This window comes from Dyella sp. NPDC103356, from assembly GCF_055584465.1.
Window position 1 is genome coordinate 393,386 of sequence record NZ_JBVJLZ010000003.1, and the last position, 13,297, is coordinate 406,682.

General features: G+C 62.2%; 14 protein-coding genes. 12 read left to right on the top strand and 2 right to left on the bottom strand.

Annotated elements, in window-relative coordinates:
• The first annotated feature begins 8 nt into the window (after window positions 1-8).
• The 10 genes from rdgB to ACZ6WW_RS08650 all read left to right on the top strand — a co-directional run bounded on the left by rdgB (window position 9) and on the right by ACZ6WW_RS08650 (window position 10,377).
• A complete protein-coding gene (gene rdgB, locus ACZ6WW_RS08605; RefSeq protein WP_281850503.1) occupies window positions 9-605 on the top strand; it encodes an RdgB/HAM1 family non-canonical purine NTP pyrophosphatase in 597 nt (198 codons plus the stop codon).
• A 40-nt stretch (window positions 606-645) separates the two neighbouring features.
• A complete protein-coding gene (hemW, locus tag ACZ6WW_RS08610; RefSeq protein WP_465273832.1) occupies window positions 646-1,812 on the top strand; it encodes a radical SAM family heme chaperone HemW in 1,167 nt (388 codons plus the stop codon).
• Window positions 1,813-1,906: 94 nt separating this feature from the next.
• Entirely contained in the window at window positions 1,907-4,195 is a 2,289-nt protein-coding gene (locus ACZ6WW_RS08615; RefSeq protein WP_465273833.1) for a DUF1631 family protein, read from the top strand.
• Window positions 4,185-4,541: a PilZ domain-containing protein gene (locus ACZ6WW_RS08620; protein WP_465273834.1), complete on the top strand. Its 357-nt coding sequence runs from the start codon at window positions 4,185-4,187 to the stop codon at window positions 4,539-4,541. The genes ACZ6WW_RS08615 and ACZ6WW_RS08620 overlap by 11 nt, the downstream gene beginning before the upstream one ends.
• Window positions 4,542-4,803: 262 nt before the next feature.
• Complete coding sequence (gene pepQ / locus ACZ6WW_RS08625) at window positions 4,804-6,114, top strand: Xaa-Pro dipeptidase (protein WP_465273835.1); 1,311 nt, start codon at window positions 4,804-4,806, stop codon at window positions 6,112-6,114.
• A 210-nt stretch (window positions 6,115-6,324) separates the two neighbouring features.
• On the top strand, window positions 6,325-6,549 hold the full coding sequence (gene cydP / locus ACZ6WW_RS08630) for a cytochrome oxidase putative small subunit CydP (protein ID WP_281850508.1): 225 nt from the start codon (window positions 6,325-6,327) through the stop codon (window positions 6,547-6,549).
• Entirely contained in the window at window positions 6,549-8,114 is a 1,566-nt protein-coding gene (locus ACZ6WW_RS08635; protein WP_465274049.1) for a cytochrome ubiquinol oxidase subunit I, read from the top strand. The genes cydP and ACZ6WW_RS08635 overlap by 1 nt, the downstream gene beginning before the upstream one ends.
• A gap of 11 nt (window positions 8,115-8,125) precedes the next feature.
• Window positions 8,126-9,256 carry a cytochrome d ubiquinol oxidase subunit II gene (cydB, locus tag ACZ6WW_RS08640; RefSeq protein ID WP_465273836.1) on the top strand — a complete coding sequence of 377 codons (1,131 nt, stop codon included), beginning with the start codon at window positions 8,126-8,128 and terminating at the stop codon, window positions 9,254-9,256.
• A gap of 17 nt (window positions 9,257-9,273) precedes the next feature.
• Complete coding sequence (cydX, locus tag ACZ6WW_RS08645; RefSeq protein WP_465273837.1) at window positions 9,274-9,411, top strand: cytochrome bd-I oxidase subunit CydX; 138 nt, start codon at window positions 9,274-9,276, stop codon at window positions 9,409-9,411.
• A 225-nt stretch (window positions 9,412-9,636) separates the two neighbouring features.
• On the top strand, window positions 9,637-10,377 hold the full coding sequence (locus tag ACZ6WW_RS08650; protein WP_465273838.1) for a hypothetical protein: 741 nt from the start codon (window positions 9,637-9,639) through the stop codon (window positions 10,375-10,377).
• 306 nt (window positions 10,378-10,683) lie between these two features.
• Here the strand turns inward: ACZ6WW_RS08650 and ACZ6WW_RS08655 are convergent, their stop codons facing one another.
• Both ACZ6WW_RS08655 and ACZ6WW_RS08660 read right to left on the bottom strand, forming a co-directional pair.
• Complete coding sequence (locus ACZ6WW_RS08655) at window positions 10,684-12,045, bottom strand: aminopeptidase P N-terminal domain-containing protein (RefSeq protein WP_465273839.1); 1,362 nt, start codon at window positions 12,043-12,045, stop codon at window positions 10,684-10,686.
• Complete coding sequence (locus ACZ6WW_RS08660) at window positions 12,000-12,566, bottom strand: UPF0149 family protein (protein WP_281850512.1); 567 nt, start codon at window positions 12,564-12,566, stop codon at window positions 12,000-12,002. The genes ACZ6WW_RS08655 and ACZ6WW_RS08660 overlap by 46 nt, the downstream gene beginning before the upstream one ends.
• A gap of 100 nt (window positions 12,567-12,666) precedes the next feature.
• Here ACZ6WW_RS08660 and ACZ6WW_RS08665 point away from each other — a divergent pair, with 100 nt between their 5' ends.
• Together ACZ6WW_RS08665 and ACZ6WW_RS08670 are read left to right on the top strand one after the other, a co-directional pair.
• On the top strand, window positions 12,667-12,921 hold the full coding sequence (locus ACZ6WW_RS08665) for a TIGR02449 family protein (protein ID WP_281850513.1): 255 nt from the start codon (window positions 12,667-12,669) through the stop codon (window positions 12,919-12,921).
• Window positions 12,922-12,979: 58 nt separating this feature from the next.
• Window positions 12,980-13,294 carry a cell division protein ZapA gene (locus tag ACZ6WW_RS08670; RefSeq protein ID WP_281850514.1) on the top strand — a complete coding sequence of 105 codons (315 nt, stop codon included), beginning with the start codon at window positions 12,980-12,982 and terminating at the stop codon, window positions 13,292-13,294.
• The last annotated feature ends 3 nt before the right edge of the window (window positions 13,295-13,297 follow it).

Sequence of the window (13,297 nt, forward strand, 5' to 3'; positions counted from 1 at the left end):
CACCCCGCATGTCACGCATCGTCCTGGCCAGCAGCAACCCCGGCAAGTTGAAGGAATTCAATGCCCTGCTCGCCGACAGCGGCTTCGATATCGTCACCCAGGGCAGCCTGGGCATCGAGGACGCCGAGGAAACCGGGCTGACCTTCGTCGAGAACGCCTTGCTCAAGGCTCGCCACGCGGCGCAGGCCAGCGGCCTGCCCGCGCTGGCCGACGACTCGGGCCTGTGCGTGGATCACCTGCATGGCGCGCCGGGGCTTTATTCGGCGCGCTACAGCGGCACGCATGGCGATGCCGCGGCCAGCAACGCCAAGCTGTTGCGTGCGATGGAAGGCGTGCCGACGGAACAGCGGGGTGCGTTCTTTATCGGCGTGCTGGTGCTGTTGCGGCACCCGGAAGATCCGGCCCCGCTGATCGCCGAAGGACGCTGGTACGGCCGCATCCTCACCGAGGCACGCGGCACCGGCGGCTTCGGCTACAACCCGGTGTTCCTGCCCGATGGCTATGAACAAAGCGTGGCCGAGATGGACGATGCGTTGAAGAACAGGCTCAGCCATCGCGGACAGGCGCTCGCGCTGTTGCGTGCGCAGTTGCAGGCTGGCCGATGATTCGCCGCCTCAATTCAGCAACTGCCCCCGTTTTTCACGCATGAGCCTGATCGCACCGCCGCTGTCGCTGTACGTGCACATGCCATGGTGCGTGAAAAAGTGCCCATACTGCGATTTCAATTCGCATGGCCTGCGCAGCGAACCGCCACCTTATGCGGCTTATATCGACCACCTGCTGGCCGATCTCGACGCCGACCTGCGCGACTTCGGCGAAGCCATCCAGGGTCGCTCGATCATCAGCGTCTTTTTCGGCGGCGGCACACCCAGCCTGTTCGCGCCCGAATTGATCGAGCGCCTGCTCGATGGCGTTCGCCAGCGCCTCCTCATGGCGAGCGATGCGGAAATCACCCTGGAGACCAATCCGGGCACGGTCGAGCACGGACGTTTCGACGGCTATCTGGCCGCCGGGGTCAATCGGCTCTCGTTCGGCGTCCAGAGTTTCGACGACGCCAAGCTCAAGCGGCTGGGCCGCATTCACTCGGCCGGCGAGGCCGAGGCGGCGGTGAAGTCGGCACAGGATGCCGGCTATCGCAATATCAATCTCGATCTGATGTATGCGCTGCCCGAACAGCAGCTGGACGGCGCCTTGAGCGATGTCGAGCGAGCCATCGCGCTGGCACCTACCCATATATCGCACTACCAGCTCACGCTCGAACCCAATACCGCCTTTGCCGCCAACCCGCCGCCACTGCCCGACGACGATCACGCCTGGGCCATGCAGGAAGCCTGCGAGGCACACCTGGCCGCCGCCGGTTATGGGCAGTACGAGATATCCGCCTATGCCCAACGGGATAAGCGCTGCGAGCACAATCTCAACTATTGGCGCTTCGGCGACTACCTGGGCATCGGCGCCGGCGCCCACGGCAAAATCAGCGCCAGCGAGGATGGCAGCGTCCGTCGCCGCTGGAAAACCCGCCTGCCCCGCGCCTACCTGGACGCCTCCGGCGGTGCGGCGCGGATCGGCGGCGACTCGGTGGTGGCCGCCGACGAACTGCCCTTTGAATACATGCTCAATGCCTTGCGCCTGATCGACGGCGTACCGGCCGGCGACTTTGCCGAACGCACCGGCCTGCCCGTCTCGTCGATCGCGCCCGCGCTTGCCCAGGCCCAGGCAAAGGGCTGGCTGGAAGACCGTACCGACCGGCTCCAGACCACTGCCCTGGGCCAGCGCTTCCTCAACGATGTCATCGCCAGCTTCCTGGCCTGACCTTTCCGACGGTAGCCGGCCCATCGAAAGGCCGATGGCGGCACGGCCCCGACCGGCATAGACTGGGCTCACCCTGGGGGAACAGGATGGGATCATGGATGTCGAGCCGCACGAGCGGGCAGAACCGTTTGCGCAGGAACGTAGTGCGAGCCTGGAAAATGGCCGGTGGCCGGCGCGTGCGCGTCGTCTGATCGGCGAGGTTCATGCGCTCAGCCTGCAGCACCTGGACCAGGCTTTACGCCAATGCCTCAACGAGCTGGAACAACAGCTCTATGCGCATGCCGATCGCGCACGCAACCATCTCGACCAGCAATTGTTTTTCGAAAGCCGATTGCGCGTCCAGCAAGACCGTGCACGGCTGCAGAAACGTTTTCTGACCCTGATCGGCAATGGTTTTCGCCACCTGGGTGAAGGCGACGGCGATAGCGATGCAACGCCATCGGCCGGCCTGCAACCCCTGTCTTTGCTCGATCGCAACGAACACGAACAAAACGCCGCGCTCGGCAAGTTGATCGCACGCGGCGAAGCGCGCAACGGCCCCGTGCTGTTCGAGCTGGGGTATCGACTCGCCGTGCTGGTCGCCGCACCGCCCCTGGAGGGCGAAGCGTTGCCACTGGGGCCGCACGCACTGACGCATGCCTTTCACGATGCGACCGCGATCATCGACGACCTGCCGATCGAACATCGCCTGCTGATGCTGCAAAGCTTCGATCAAACCGTCATCCAGGGTTTGAACACGCTTTACGAAGCAGCCAACGACTTGCTGCGCGGCGCCGGTATCCTGCAACAGCTACGCGCCTTTCCGCTGCCACGCCAGACGCCGCGCAACACGTCGAATGCAACGCCGATCGAAACGGGGGCTCAGGCAGCATCTGCCACCCCGGCATCGGCCGCGCCGCCGACGGCACACAGCGACCATATCGCGGTACTGGAAAACTTGCGCGAACTGCTCGCACAACGTCGCGCGGGCAGCACAAGCGATATGCCAGGCACCCATCATCGCGCCGCCAGCGCGGATGAATTGCAGCTGGCATTGAGTGCCGTGCAGCAACATGTGAGTGCGATCTCCGACAACGCCAGCCGCGAGTTGCGCAGCGCGCAGCGTCTGCGCGAGGAATTGCTGATCCAGCTCAACGCCGGCAAGCCCGTCGGCACACCGCTGACCCAGCTCTCGCCCGAGCAAGGCGACACGGTCGAACTGATGGCCATGCTGTTCGAGCAACTGCATCGGCAGATGCGTCAGGGCTCCAGCGCGCAGGGCGTGCTGAGCGACCTGCAGGTGCCGATGCTGCGTATGGCCGTGGCGGACCGGAACTTCTTCGACCAGCAGGAGCACCCTGCCCGCAAGCTGCTGGGAGCCGTTGCCGAAGCGGCCACCGAGTGGCTCGATACCGGCGACAGCGAGGCCGACCGCGCACTGGCCACCAAGCTCGAGCAACTAGTTGCACGCACCCGTCTCGAACCGCCAAGTACCGGCCTCTACACCAGCCTGCTGGCGGATATCGAACACCACCTCGCGCTGCTGGCGCGCAAGGCGCAGATCGCCGAGCGCCGGCACGTGGAAGCCATGCAGGGCCGCGAGCGACTGGAACAGGCACGCCGCCAGGCGGCGCAGCTGATGGCCGAGCGTTTCCGCCAAACGCAGCCGCGCGGCCTGCTGCGCACTCTGCTCGAACGCGCCTGGTCCGACGTGCTGGCATTGACGCTGCTGCGCCACGGCGAAGACAGCGAAGCGTTTGCCGAACGCCTGCACATCACCGATCAATTGCTCGGCCGCGCGCCGACCTATGACCGCGCCAAGCTGCAATACGACGTCGAAACCGGGCTGCAGCAGATCGGCATGCATGCCGACGAAGCCGAGCAGGTCGCGCAACGTCTGCTTGGCACGGCGGCGACGAACGATCAGGGCGACGAAGCACTTAGCGCGACCAGCCTGGCATTGAAGCTTAAACAGCACCAGCGTCTGGGCGAACAGACAACCGCCGCACCGACGACGCCTCCGGCTGCACCCGTTGCCGCAGTACCCGAAGCGTCGAAAGCTGCAGCCGTGATCGCACCTGTCGATCCGCGCGAACAGCGCATCTATGAGCGTCTACGCCAACTGCCGTTCGGCAGCTGGTTCGAATTTGTCGATCGCCGGACCGGTCAGGTCAGCCAGCGCAAACTGGCGTGGTTCTCGCCGGTATCGGGGCATTGCCTGTTTATCACCCGGCGCGGCCAGCGCGGCGATGACATGACTTTGCAGTCGCTGGCGCATGCGCTTGCACGCGGTCACGTACGCGAACTGGCAGCGGCGCGCGAGGGCCTGCTCGATCGCGCCTGGCAGGCGCTCACCGGCAACCTGCGTCAATGGACCGGCGGGGGACGCACGCATGAGTCATAACGTCTCCTCGATCGAACAGCGGCGCGCACGGCGGCGCGCTGTCGACTTCACCACCATCGTCACCGATGTCATTACCGGCCAGCCGATCGGTCAGCTCGGCAATTTGTCGATCACCGGCATGTTGTTGATCGCCACCCAGCGGCCGCGCAGCGATGCCGTCTATCAGGTGAGCCTGCCCCTGCCTGGTCCGGGGCGCCTGGAGCCGATCGAGCTGGGGATCCAGGAACAGTGGCACGAGCAGACGCCGCGTGCCGGGCAGGTGTGGGCGGGGTTTCGTATCGTGGCTATCGGTGAGCAGGATGCCGCGCGGCTTGGCGCCTGGATTGAGAGTTCCGGGGCGTTGTAGCGCACCCGCCTGCCTCAATCCCCTAACTCGTCATTCCGGCGCAGGCCGGAACCCAGTGGGCTCAGTGCCCGGTTATCACTGGAACACCACACAAAAAAGCTTCGGCACTACGCGAAGACCGCCCGTAACGCCACTGGGTTCCGGCCTGCGCCGGAATGACGAGTAGGTAAGGTTTCTCGGGCATCAGGGCTCAAAACTGGCGATTCCCGCCCCCTCGCGCGATCATGTGCAGCCCGTCCCCGCTGTCACGCCAGGAACCGCCATGACCGATCTCGCCGCGCTCTATCCTCAACACCTGGCCACGTTGCGCGAGCGCGCGGACAAGGCGCTTGCGCTGGGCGGCTACGATCATCTGGTGATTGCCGCGGGCTTGCCGCTGCGCAAGTTTCTCGACGACCAGGACTACCCTTTCATCGCCAGCCCGCATTTTCGCCACTGGCTGCCCTTGACCGACGCACCGGGCAGTTGGGTGGTGTACACGCCGGGCGCCAAGCCCAAGCTGATCTTCCTGCAGCCGCGCGACTACTGGCATGTCGTGCCGGCTGCACCGGCCGGTTACTGGGTCGAGCATTTCGAGATCGTCACCGTGCGCGAAGCGAGCGAGGCGGTCCCGCATCTGCCGGTGTCGCGCAGCGCGATTATCGCGCCCGTACCGACGCTTCGTGAGGTCGAAGCCAACAATCCGCAGGACGTGCTCGATTACCTGCATTGGCACCGCTCGTACAAGACGCCGTACGAACTGGAGCTGATGCGCGAAGCCAATCGCATCGGCACGCGCGCCCATCGCGCCGCCGAACAGGCGTTCCGCGCCGGTGGCAGCGAACTCGATATTCACCAGGCTTACCTGAAAGCAGCAGGCGCTATCGACGCCGAGTTGCCGTATGCGAGCATCGTCGGGCTCAACGAGCATGGCGCCGTCCTGCATTACATCCATTTCGATCGCAAACCGCCGGCACAAAACCGCTCGTTCCTGATCGATGCCGGCGCCAGCGCTGCCGGCTACGCCAGTGACATTACGCGTACCTATGCTGCGGCGGGTGCCGGCGAGTTTCAGGCGTTGATCGACAGCGTCGACAAGGCGCAGCAGGGTTTTGCCGACAAGGTACGTGCAGGCCAGAGTTATCCGGAGCTGCATATCCACGCGCACCACGTACTTGCCGACGTGTTGCGCGAGCACGGCATCATCCGCATGAGCGCGGAAAGCGCGGTCGCCAGCGGCGTAAGCTCGGTATTCTTTCCGCACGGCCTGGGCCACCCGATCGGCCTGCAGGTACACGATGTCGCAGGCTTCCAGCGGGACGAACACGGCGGCAGCATCGCCCGCCCCGAGGGACATCCTTATCTGCGCATGACACGTCTGCTGGAAGCGGGCATGGTGGTCACGATCGAGCCGGGCCTGTACTTCATCGACATGTTGCTGGATGAACTGCGCCAACGACCGGAAGCAAATCAGATCGACTGGACGAAGGTCGATGCATTCCGCCCATTCGGCGGCATCCGCATCGAAGACGATGTGGTCTGCACGCGCGGTGCGCCGGAAAACCTGACCCGGGACGCCTTCGCCAAGCTCTGAAGGGCTTTGCGTATTTCAACTGGAAAAGACGGCCATATGGCCGTCTTTTTTGTTCGGCACCGTGTCCGAACGCGCAATAAAAGCTAGAAACCCGAGGCATCCTGGGATTATTCTCGCCCAGGGCAATCGATCGCCTGCGACATTGCTCCACAGCGACAGCTTCTCTCGTTCGGACGTATGCTTTTTTGGCAAAGCCCCGGGAACCGCTGCATGACCGCGTCAGTCGCCGTAACACAAACCGCTCCTGCCCGGCGCCGACCGTTGCGCCGTCTCGCGCTCGAATTGATCTTGCTGGTGATCGTCAAGATCGCCGTGCTCACCTTGATCTGGTGGGTCGCCATCGCGCCGCATCCGCGCCCCGACGCCAGCCCCCAAGCCATCGAGCATCTGCTCGCTCCCGCAACTTCATCTTCTTCGCACGGAGGCCATCCATGATGATCGAAGCCGATGTGGTCACCCTGTCACGGCTGCAATTTGCCCTGACGGCGCTGTATCACTTCCTGTTTGTTCCCCTCACGCTCGGACTGGTGTGGATTCTCGCCATCATGGAGGCCGTCTATGTGATGACGGGGCGCGAAGTCTGGAAGCGCATGGTGCAGTTCTGGGGGGTGCTGTTCGGCATCAACTTCGCCATGGGCGTGGCCACTGGCATCACCATGGAGTTCCAGTTCGGCATGAACTGGGCGTATTACGCACACTATGTCGGCGACGTGTTCGGCACACCGCTGGCGATCGAAGGCCTGATGGCGTTCTTCCTGGAAGGCACGCTGGTCGGCTTGTTCTTCCTTGGCTGGGACAAGCTCACGCGGGTCAAGCACCTGCTGGTGACCTGGTTCCTTGCGCTGGCCACCAGCCTGTCCGCCCTGTGGATCCTGATCGCCAACGGCTGGATGCAGAACCCGGTTGGTTCGGCATTCAATGCCCAGACCATGCGCATGGAAACCACCTCGTTCTCCGAGGTGTTCTTCAACCCTGTCGCACAGGCCAAGTTCGTGCACACGGTCAGTGCAGGCTACGTACTCGGTGCGATGTTCGTGCTGTCGATCAGCGCCTGGTACCTGCTGCGCGGGCGCAATGTGGATTTCGCCAAGCGCTCGATGACGGTGGCGGCGAGCTTCGGCCTAGCCGCGGCCTTGAGCGTGGTGGTGCTGGGCGACGAATCCGGCTATGCCGTGTCGGAGAACCAGAAGATGAAGATGGCCGCGATCGAGGCCATGTGGGAAACCGAACCGGCACCGGCCTCTTTCACCGTATTCGGCATCCCGGATGTCGAACAGCGCACCACGCATTTCGCCCTGCACGTGCCGTGGGTGATGGGCTTGATCGGCACGCGCTCGCTGGACAAGCAGATTCCCGGCATTGCTCAGCTGGTCGACGAGACCAAGGGCAAGATCGACAACGGCATCCTGGCCTATGACGCCATGCTGGTGCTGCGCGAAGACAAGAACAATGCCCAGGCCAAGGCTATTCTGGCTGCGCACGATAAGGACCTTGGCTACGCCTTGCTGCTGAAGCGCTTTATCGACGACCCACGCAAGGCGACGCCCGATCAGATCCAGCAAGCGGCCAACAGCACGATTCCGAACGTACCGGTGCTGTTCTGGTCGTTCCGGATCATGGTGGCCTGCGGCGTCTATTTCATCCTGCTGTTCGGCTATTCGTTCTGGCTGTCGACCAAGCGCAAGCTCGATAGCAAACGCTGGTATCTGAAGCTGGCGCTGTGCAGCCTGCCGTTGCCATGGGTCGCCGCGGAGCTGGGCTGGATCGTCGCCGAGTACGGCCGGCAACCCTGGGCGATCGAAGGCATCCTGCCGACATCGCTGGGCGTGTCATCGGTCACTTCAGGGCAGGTGTGGACATCGCTCGCCGGCTTCGTGCTGTTCTACACCGCACTGGCGATTATCGACGCCGTGCTGATGCTGAAGTTTGCACGCAAGGGCCCCGATGGCCTCGGCATCTGGCCCGCCACCGATGTCACTCACCGTCCCGGCAAGGCTTAAAGGAGAACGCCATGTTCGATTACGAAAGCTTGCGGGTGATCTGGTGGGCCTTGCTTGGCGTCCTGCTGATCGGCTTCGCCATCATGGATGGCTTCGACTTCGGCATTGCCGCGCTGTTGCGTGTGCTTGGCCGCAGCGACGACGAACGGCAGGTGCTGCTGGAAACCATCGAGCCGGTATGGGAAGGCAACCAGGTCTGGTTCGTCCTCGGCGGTGGCGCCGCGTTCGCGGCATGGCCAATGCTCTATGCGGTGTCGTTTTCCGGCATGTACCTGGCTATCGCACTGGTGTTGCTGGCTTTCATCCTGCGCCCGGTCGGGTTCAACTTTCGCCGGAAAGTGCATGACGCCCGCTGGCTACAGGTGTGGGATTGGGTGCTGGTCGGTTCGGGCGTCGTGGTGATGCTGATCACCGGTGTCGCCTTCGGCAACCTGTTCCTCGGCGCGCCGTTCAAGTTCGACGGCGACCTGCGCATGACCTGGGAAGGCAGTTTCTTCGCGCTACTGCATCCGTTCGCACTCGTGGCCGGACTGGTTTCCTTGAGCATGCTATTAGCCCATGGCGCTTGCTGGGCAGTGCTGAAAACCGAAGGCGTGATCTGCGACCGTGCCGTACGTGTGACGCGCTGGGCCACGCTCGCCTATATCGTGCTGTATGTACTGGCGGGTATCTGGCTGGCGTATGGCGTGCCTGGCTATGCCGTGGTTGGTCCGGTGGTGACCGATGGCGTTTCCAATCCGTTGTACAAGGAAGTAGCGCGCGGTGGCAGCTGGTTCGCCAGTTATATGCAGCATCCGTTGTTCTGGTTGGCACCGATCGTGGCGGTCCTTGGAGCGATCGGCGTGCAGCTCAGTGCGGCCAAACGCGGACTGGGTGCGTTCCTGTCAAGCAGCCTGATGGTAGCGGGGACCATTCTTTCCGCCGGCTTTGCGTTGTTCCCGTTTCTACTGCCGTCGAGCCTCGATCCCAAGTCGAGCCTGACGATCTGGGATGCGTCGTCGAGTCGCGGCACGTTGCTTCTGATGCTGGGCGCCACGGCCGTATTTATGCCGCTCATCATTCTCTATACGAGCTGGGTGTTCAGTGTCGTGCGCGGGCGTGTGACGCTCGAGCATGTTCGCCAGTCCACTCACCATTACTGATACGGAGGCACGAAGCCATGTGGTATTTCTCGTGGATTCTTGGGTTGGGGCTTGCTTGTGCTTTCGGCATTCTCAATGCGATGTGGTATGAGGTGCATGCCTCTGACGAAGCGCATGAGCGGCAGGAACCTATACCTCCGAAAGAAGGCAAGTAAAACGACGCTTCAACCAAGCCGATAGGCAGGGCAAAAAAAACGGCAGCCAAACAGGCTGCCGTTTTTTGTTCGACATGCTTCATATCTACCGGGAACAAACCCTACGAATGGATACGTAACCCGCCATCGGAACACTCATTCTTACGCCACTGCCAAGCGTCAGGATCGAACTTCATCATCCCAAATATGCCGGTCTAAATCGGTGAATTAGGGAGAACACACGCGATGAAGCGATTTCTTGTATGTCTGGCCTTAACGGTCTCAGCAATTACACAGGCCGAGGTCATCAGCCAACGTCCTATCGAGGTAGCAGGCGACACCGGTTTCATAGAACGCCAGGTAAAAGTGCAGGACTTCACAGGCAAGGAGGTTATCGTCACCCAGATAGTGAAACCGAACGCCGATGGCGGCTTCACCTATATTCACAGGCTACAGCCGAAGGAAACCCAGGAATTCGATGGTAGCTTCTGCACATTGCAGGGAGGCATACTGAAATCGGAAGGGGAGACCATCTGGGGTAGCGAAACGTTAATGGGAGTATCCTGCGAATCGCACGGCGATAACGACCCCAAAGCCGGAATCAGGTCTAATGGCGTTTGGTTGCAACCGTTGACTCCCCAGGAAGATGGGGCCAAGTCTTCGAGCCTGATATCCGATCTGGCCGGCCAATTGGTTGTCCTGCAGGCCTATGCGCCGAAGAATTTCGCCGTGCCGGTGAAGCAAAACTACCTCTATCATGGGCGCACCCAAGCCATCACCAATACGGCCGGCTTGGCCGTATCTCAACTGCAAATCGGCGATGGCTGTCGTATCGGCAAACAGGATTGGCTGGGCGCCAATTCCAATGCCAATCTTGATATGACGATCCTTTGCTATGCCAATCGTGGCCCGTCAATCAATACGGCTATGACGACTTGCCTGCTTGGCAGATGTACGACGGATACCGGGGTCGTGACTATCTTCTGATGCCTTCCTTGGTCAAGCTTCACCAGGGCTGATAAAGGCGTGCCGTTTTTGAAGGAGCGACTTTAGTCGCGACAGATCGTGACGTAACGGCGGGTCGCGGCTGAAGGGAACCTCGAATATCCTCAGTTTTCGTCGTCGCCCCGGCGAAAGCCAGGGCCAGCGTCTTCCGCACGTTGAAGCACAAGGCGCTAGGTCCCGGCTTGACCAGCTTCGCTGCTGTAAAGCGCCTCGCCGGGACGACAGGTAGGAAAGGGTTTTTGGAGGTCCCCTGAAGCCACCCCTACAAGGTAGGAGGGGTCTCTTTGGTCACTTCCGATCCCGCGAAGCCAGCAACCCCTCAATCTCCTCCGCCCGCTTGGGCACAGCAGCCGTCAACACGTCACCACCATCGCGTGTCACCGCCACATCATCCTCGATACGGATACCGATACCGCGCCACCGCTCGGGCACCGTCGTATCCCCCGGCGGAATATAGATGCCCGGCTCGACCGTCACGACCATCCCCGGCTCCAACAACCGTGGCTCGCCATCGACGCGATAGTCACCCACGTCATGCACATCCAGGCCCAGCCAATGCCCCGTCTTGGCCGGATAAAAACGCTTGTAGCTACCATCGGCTATGACATCGTCAGCAGCCCCTTGCAGCAGCCCCAGCGCGCACAGGCCTTCGGCAATCACACGCACCGCCATCTGATGCGCAGCATCGAACGGCCGGCCAGGCCGCACCTCGTCGATAGCAGCCAGCTGCGCCTCCAACACCAATTCGTACAGCGCACGCTGTTCGCGGTTATAGCGCCCACTCACCGGAAACGTACGGCTGATATCCGACGCATAGCAGTCGAGTTCCGCTCCGGCATCGATCAACAAGAGATCGCCTTCGCGCAGCACCGCCCGATTAGCCTGGTAATGCATCACGCACGCATTCACACCGCCAGCGACGATCGGTGGAAATGCAGCGACCGCACTGCGGCTACGAATGGTCCGCAACAGCTCCGCCTCCACCTCGTATTCGTAACGCCCCGCCGTGGCAACGCGCATCGCGGCCATATGGGCCTCGGCGGCAATTGCGGCTGACGCACGCATCAACTTCAGCTCCGCTTTCGATTTGTATAGACGCAAATCGTGCAGCAAATGCCCCAGCGCGACGAACTCCTTCGGCACCACTCCGCCGCCACGTAGCTGACGCAGCCGGCGCATCCACCCGAGCAGGCGGGCATCGAATTCCGGCTCGCTGCCAAAATGGCAGTAGACCCGGCCGCGGCCTTCGATCATGCCGGGCAGGATGTCGTCGATATCGTCGATCGGGAAGGCGTCGTCCATGCCATAGACTTCCACCGCACGCTCGGTGCCGATGGATTCGCCATGCCAGCGCTCGTGTTCGGGATCGCGCTCACGACAGAACAGCACGGCCTCGCCGTGCTTGCGACCCGGCAGCAACGCCAGTACGCAATCGGGCTCGGGGAAGCCCGACAGGTAGTGCAGATCCGAGTCCTGCCGGTACGGCCAGTTCGCATCGGCGTTGCGGACACGCTCGGGCGCGGCGGCGACCAGCAGGACAGCGTCGTCGCCGGCCATCCGCATCAACTGACGGCGGCGGCGTATGTATTCGTCAGGCTGGATGTTCAATGCACGCGATCGCTGCCGGTTTTGCCACGGCCGCCGGCACATTCGGCAAACAACAACATTGCACCGACGCGCACGAATTCATGCACTTCGATCAGCGCATCTTCGTCATCGCCTTCTTCGCCGAAATCCAGTTGCGCGGCAGCGATGCTGCCGAGATCGCGCAGAATTTCCTGGGCCTCTTCGGACAGCTTGGCATGGGCCTCGGTGCCGGCCAGGCCGAAGCCGCCCAGAAAACCGCGACACCAGTCGACCAGGGCTTCGGCGCGCTCGGGCAACGGGCGATCGTCGGACGGCAGCAGCGGCTCGAACCCAAGCTCCGGATCATCCAGTTCGGCTTCGCATTGCTTTACCAGGCGTTCAAACAAGTCCTGGTCCTGCGCCGAGGGATGAACCTCCTCGCCATCCAGTTGCAATACGGCAAGTAACGATTGCTTGCCGACACGGCCACCACCGGCCAGAAAGCCGCATAGCGAGCCGTGCAGTTCGCTCCCCTGTACCCCCAGGCGCAGGCGCGCCGAGGCATCGTCGAGCTCGTCGTGGCCGATCCAGTCGTTAACGCTCATGGCGCCGGTTCCTATCGAAAAACAAGGTTGTAAGTTTAGCCCCTCGGAACGCCAACGGCGCCTGCTGACTTCACCAAACGTCCTGCTATAGTGCCAATCCATGAGCATGCCCGAACCCGTCCAGTCCGATGCTTTCAAACCCGATCCGATTCGGGAAGAAGTCGTTGCGTTGAGCGAACGGCTGGATCGTTTGCTGGACATGGTGCATCGCCTGCAGGAAGAAAACCGCAGCCTGCGTTTGAGCCAGGAACAACTGGCGACAGAGCGCGCTGGCTTGATGGCGCGCAACGAGCAGGCACGCAGTCGCGTGGAAGCGATGATTCAGCGCCTGAAGGCGCTCGAGCACAGCGGCTGATTTTCAAATCTCGCTGCGATGCCTGGTGCGATGCCTTTCGACGATGAGTACTGTTTAGATGAGCACGAGTGAACCGGTTGCACTGCGACTGATCGATCGAGAATTCCTGATTGCCTGCGCGCCCGAAGAGCGCGAAGGGCTGCTCGAAGCTGCCAGCTATCTCGATCGCAAGATGCGCGAACTGCGCTCGGCTTCCAAGGCGCCCGGCTTTGACCGCCTGACGGTTTTGGCCGCAATCAGCATCACGCACGAATTTCTTGCCTTGCGCAAGCAAAGTAGCGGCCAAAGCCACAATCTGGGCGACGAATTGGTCGCCTTGCGTCGAAAGATCGACGCGGCCCTGGACGCGCAGCTGCATGGGCACCTAAAATAGTCC

Coding starts and splice junctions, on each gene's coding strand:
- cydX (WP_465273837.1), top strand. CDS start 9,274: ATGTGGTATTTCTCGTGGATTCTTGGGTTGGGGCTTGCTTGTGCTTTC.
- ACZ6WW_RS08615 (WP_465273833.1), top strand. CDS start 1,907: ATGGATGTCGAGCCGCACGAGCGGGCAGAACCGTTTGCGCAGGAACGT.
- rdgB (WP_281850503.1), top strand. CDS start 9: ATGTCACGCATCGTCCTGGCCAGCAGCAACCCCGGCAAGTTGAAGGAA.
- hemW (WP_465273832.1), top strand. CDS start 646: ATGAGCCTGATCGCACCGCCGCTGTCGCTGTACGTGCACATGCCATGG.
- ACZ6WW_RS08620 (WP_465273834.1), top strand. CDS start 4,185: ATGAGTCATAACGTCTCCTCGATCGAACAGCGGCGCGCACGGCGGCGC.
- pepQ (WP_465273835.1), top strand. CDS start 4,804: ATGACCGATCTCGCCGCGCTCTATCCTCAACACCTGGCCACGTTGCGC.
- cydP (WP_281850508.1), top strand. CDS start 6,325: ATGACCGCGTCAGTCGCCGTAACACAAACCGCTCCTGCCCGGCGCCGA.
- ACZ6WW_RS08635 (WP_465274049.1), top strand. CDS start 6,549: ATGATCGAAGCCGATGTGGTCACCCTGTCACGGCTGCAATTTGCCCTG.
- cydB (WP_465273836.1), top strand. CDS start 8,126: ATGTTCGATTACGAAAGCTTGCGGGTGATCTGGTGGGCCTTGCTTGGC.
- ACZ6WW_RS08670 (WP_281850514.1), top strand. CDS start 12,980: ATGAGCACGAGTGAACCGGTTGCACTGCGACTGATCGATCGAGAATTC.
- ACZ6WW_RS08650 (WP_465273838.1), top strand. CDS start 9,637: ATGAAGCGATTTCTTGTATGTCTGGCCTTAACGGTCTCAGCAATTACA.
- ACZ6WW_RS08665 (WP_281850513.1), top strand. CDS start 12,667: ATGAGCATGCCCGAACCCGTCCAGTCCGATGCTTTCAAACCCGATCCG.
- ACZ6WW_RS08655 (WP_465273839.1), bottom strand. CDS start 12,045: ATGTGCCGGCGGCCGTGGCAAAACCGGCAGCGATCGCGTGCATTGAAC.
- ACZ6WW_RS08660 (WP_281850512.1), bottom strand. CDS start 12,566: ATGAGCGTTAACGACTGGATCGGCCACGACGAGCTCGACGATGCCTCG.